This is a genomic window from Muribacter muris, from assembly GCF_001038205.1.
Classification (GTDB): Bacteria; Pseudomonadota; Gammaproteobacteria; order Enterobacterales; family Pasteurellaceae; genus Muribacter; species Muribacter muris.
In genome coordinates, this window is sequence record NZ_JWIZ01000106.1 from 1 (window position 1) to 1,862 (window position 1,862).

General features: G+C 46.8%; 3 protein-coding genes. All 3 read left to right on the plus strand.

Features of this window, described 5'->3' with window-relative positions; genetic code table 11:
* Positions 1 to 1,013 (plus strand): pyocin knob domain-containing protein (locus tag RO21_RS11710; protein WP_047977961.1); only part of this gene is annotated, 1,013 nt, incomplete at its 5' end.
* On the plus strand, positions 1,013 to 1,615 hold the full coding sequence (locus tag RO21_RS11715) for a hypothetical protein (protein ID WP_053067788.1): 603 nt from the start codon (positions 1,013 to 1,015) through the stop codon (positions 1,613 to 1,615). The genes RO21_RS11710 and RO21_RS11715, both read left to right, overlap by 1 nt.
* A gap of 42 nt (positions 1,616 to 1,657) precedes the next feature.
* On the plus strand, positions 1,658 to 1,862 hold a 205-nt coding region (locus RO21_RS11720), incomplete at its 3' end, for a hypothetical protein (RefSeq protein WP_047977962.1).

Here is a 1,862-nt window from a genome sequence, read left to right on the forward strand (position 1 = left end):
GTATTTTCAAGGTCGGTGCGCTTGCACAGGAGAATTTAAACGATGTGATGCAGGTCGGTCTTTACCGTCAATCGCTTAATCGTAATGCCACCACCGCTAACAATTATCCCGTTAATCAAGCCGGTACCCTGCGTGTCGAGCCGTCCGCCTATGAAGTGCAGCAAACCTATACGACATTCCAAAGTAACCAAATCTACGTGCGGGGGCGAGGTTCGGAAGGTTGGAATGAATGGCGACGGGTTGATGGAGTGAATTGCCTTAAACTGACGGGTGGGACGCTCACCGGCGCATTAGAGATTGATGCGGCAGAGAGCTTTGTGCGGGGTAAACGAAATGGCGCAAATAACTGGTTTATCGGCACGGCAAACGGCACAAGTAACGATATTGTTCTACGTAGCTATGGACATAATACCCATATCAGTCTGCAAGCCGACAAAGTTTATACGAATAAAGACATTTACGTTGGTGAGAACAAAGTTAATCATTGGGGCGACAGTTACCTTAAAGCCACAGCGAATAACTATGGCGGCATAATGATTGACCGCCCGACACGCAATGACCGAATGTTGATAGAAAGCCACGATAACCGATTTGCGCTTATCCGGCGAAACACCGAAAGTGGGGCAAATCATTATGTGATTACCACACCGGAAAAAAGCGGTGTAACGGCATTAGTTGAAGATTTCACCTATCAAAAAACCGGTAATTTTGAAATCCGCCGTTACCCTGACGGCACAATGATTCAGACGTATTTTATTGAGCAAAACGACATTGTGCCCCAAGGAAAAGATTCAGGCATAAAGCGTTTTAATTGGGCAGTTGCGTTTACACAAACACCAATGGTATTTGCTCAAATTGATTATAAATCAATTAATAGCGATTGGAGTGGTGTGGTGAGTGTTTATAAATGGCAAAGCAACGGCGCACAATGTGTGTATCAGTTAAAAGAGTTTTGGGCTAACCACCAAGGGGATATGGCAATTCAATTTTTGGCTATCGGGAGATGGAAATAATGACAATGTTTTATTATCAAGGCGGCTTTTATGATGACCGGTTTAGTGATGTACCCCAAGAAGCCGTTGCTATTTCAGATGAAGTTTATCTTGAATTACTTAACGGACAAGCGACCGGTAAACATATCGTCAGCGATGAAAATGGGCAGCCGAGGCTGATTGAGCCTGCGCCGAGTGCCTACCACACTTGGAATGGGGTGCAATGGGTCGCCGATGAAACGCAGCAATCGATAATGCTCGATGAGGAGAAAGCCCGCCTACTTCGCAAAATTTCCGACCAAACCGACCGCTTGAAAGCCGCAAAATTGGTGAGTTATCCGCAAACGGAGATTGACAGTTTCTACCGTCAAGAACAAGAAGCACGGGCGTGGTTGGCTGATAACAGTACCCCAACGCCGATGCTCTCGGCAATGGTCGGCAACTATCAAGATATGGCAGATTTATGCGGGCGGATTATTCAAAAGGCTGAATATTTTGCCGCAATGATGGGGCAAATGCTGTCAGTCAAACAAGCATTTGAAAAGCGGGTAACAGACGCAACGACCCTTGACGCATTACAACACATTGAAGAGGAAGTCGCACAATGGCAGTTATCCGCTTAGTGCAGACTACCGCACACCAAGATGACTTAAAGGAGACATCATATGCTAAAACAATTCAATCTTAACGAACTGCGTTTTGATGACCCGACGCTCACTACTGACGAAGAGGGGCAGCCTATTGCCACCACGCACGGAGCGGGTTGGTATGCCCTCACCGACCCCGCTCATATTGAAGGCATTAATGCCAGTATCACGGGCGGCGGTGAAGTTTGGTTGGAAGACGGTCAGCTTCATTATAGCGGGGCAA